The organism is Microbacterium sp. CPCC 204701, assembly GCF_004010105.1.
In the GTDB taxonomy this organism is placed as follows: Bacteria; Actinomycetota; Actinomycetes; order Actinomycetales; family Microbacteriaceae; genus Microbacterium.
Map to the genome: position 1 here is coordinate 1 of NZ_RRYE01000466.1, position 2,051 is coordinate 2,051.

Sequence of the window (2,051 nt, forward strand, 5' to 3'; positions counted from 1 at the left end):
GGCAGCGGCACGCGGCGCACCACACCGCCCTCCTGCAGCTCCTTGAGCCGCGTGGAGAGGATGTTGGTGGGGATCTTGGGCAGCCCCTGCTTGAGGTCGGTGTAGCGGCGGGGCCCTACGAGCAGATCGCGGACGATGAGCAGCGCCCACCGTTCGCCGATCAGCTCGACGGCCGTCGTGACCCCGCAGTACTGCCCGTAGCTGCGGGCCGCCACCCTACGCCTGCGCCTGCTCCGCCATGTACGCGTCGGGGCCTTGCTCGGCCGCCTGCGGCTCCATGTAGACGAACTCGACGATGTTGCCGTCGGGGTCTTCGAGCTGACGGCTGTACATGAAGCCGTAGTCCTGCGGCTCCTTGGGCTCGGTGCCGCCGTTGGCGAGCGCCGCCTGGACCGTGGTGTCGACCTCCTCGCGCGACTCACGGCTCAGGGCGACGAGCGTCTGCGCGACCGACTTCGGGTCGGCGATCGGCTTGTCGGTGAACGTCGCGAGGTAGTCCTTCGTGACGACCATGAAGAACACGTTGTCGTCCCACACGACGCACGCGGCGTTCTCGTCGGTGAAGAGCGGATTGATGTCGGCGCCGAGCGCCGTGTAGAAGGTCTTGGCCTTCTCGAGGTCGTTCGTCGGGATGTTGACGAAGATGTGCGTCATTGCCCTGCCCTTTGCTGGTCGTGTGCGGGACGAACCCCGCCCCCTGTCGGTGAGTTCGCCTCGGTCGGTGAGCTCATCGAGCAATACTTGCAAAAAGCAATCGAGCTTGTCAATAACAAGTTCCTAGCCTTCTCCCCCGCACGACGGATGCCGAGACCCGGGCCGCCGCCTACCGTGGAGGCATGCTCGAAGCCTTCGTCGCCCGCCGGGCGCACCGCCCGCCGCCGACCGCGCAGGAGCTGCGCAACGACGTGTGGCTCGCGGGCGCCCTCCTCGTCGGTGCCGTCATCAGCTCCGCGCTCGGGTCGGTGGCGGGATTCTTCGGCGACGAGAGCGCGCCGAGAATGGGCTGGGCACTCCTGTACGCGCTCGGACTCACCGCACCGCTCGCGATCCGGCGCCGCTTCCCCGAGGTGGCGCTGGTCGCGATCGCGATCGTGTTCTTCATCGGAGTCTCGGCGCGCATCCCCGAGCTGTACGTCAACCAGATCTCGCTGTTCATCGCGATGTACACCGTGGGCGCCTGGGTGGGCGACCGCCGCCGCGCGATGTACGTGCGCGTCGGCGTCATCGTCGGCATGTTCGTGTGGCTCATCATCACGACGTTCCAGGCGGCCATCGACCCGTCCGACGGGTTCCTCTCGCGGAGCGGCCTGTTCTCGCCGTTCGCGGCGTACATGCTGATCCAGTTCCTCGTGAACGCGGCGTACTTCGGCGGCGCGTACTACCTCGGCGACCGCTCGTACGCCTCGGCGATGGAGCGTGCGGCACTCGAGGAGCGCACACACGAGCTCGAGCGCGAGCGCGAGGTCACCGCGGCGCAGGCGGTCGCACTCGACCGCGTCCGCATCGCCCGCGAGCTGCACGACGTCGTGGCTCATCACGTGTCGGCGATGGGCGTGCAGGCGGGCGCCGCCCGCGCCGTGCTGGACCGGGATCCGGATGCCGCGCGCTCGGCGCTCCTCGGGGTCGAGGCATCCGCCCGCTCGGCCCTCGACGAGCTGCGCCAGCTGCTCGAGACGCTCCGCACGCCCGACGGCGACCACGAGGGCGGCTCGACCGTGCACCTCTCTGGACTCGGCGATCTCGTCGCCCACGCGAACGACAACGGCCTGCCGACGACGATGACGGTCGTGGGCGACCCGGTGGACCTGCCCGACCTGGTGCAGGTCAACGTCTACCGCGTCGCGCAGGAGGCGCTCACGAACGCGCGCCGACATGCCGGGCCGGATGCCTCGGCCGATGTGCGCCTGCGCTACGGCGGCGGCGACGCCGTCGAGCTCGAGGTGACCAACACCGGCCGGTCGGTCGTCGCCATGCGGCCGGGCCTCGGGCTCGTCGGCATGCGCGAGCGCGCCCTCGCCTCGGGCGGCACGCTGGAGGCGGGTCCGCGACCG

Annotated in this window: 3 protein-coding genes; 1 reads left to right on the forward strand and 2 read right to left on the reverse strand. The window is 69.9% G+C overall.

Features of this window, described 5'->3' with window-relative positions:
• Together EIO58_RS16840 and EIO58_RS16845 are read right to left on the reverse strand one after the other, a co-directional pair.
• A partial coding sequence (locus EIO58_RS16840; RefSeq protein ID WP_164861818.1) for a winged helix-turn-helix transcriptional regulator occupies positions 1-215 on the reverse strand: 215 nt, incomplete at its 3' end.
• A 1-nt stretch (position 216) separates the two neighbouring features.
• Positions 217-654 carry a VOC family protein gene (locus EIO58_RS16845; protein ID WP_127820436.1) on the reverse strand — a complete coding sequence of 146 codons (438 nt, stop codon included), beginning with the start codon at positions 652-654 and terminating at the stop codon, positions 217-219.
• Positions 655-836: 182 nt separating this feature from the next.
• On the opposite strand from EIO58_RS16845, the gene EIO58_RS16850 reads away from it, so the two are divergent.
• Positions 837-2,051 (forward strand): sensor histidine kinase (locus EIO58_RS16850; RefSeq protein WP_164861819.1); only part of this gene is annotated, 1,215 nt, incomplete at its 3' end.

Excerpts from the sequence above, each read along its gene's own strand:
- EIO58_RS16845 (WP_127820436.1), bottom strand. The coding sequence starts at position 654 with ATGACGCACATCTTCGTCAACATCCCGACGAACGACCTCGAGAAGGCC.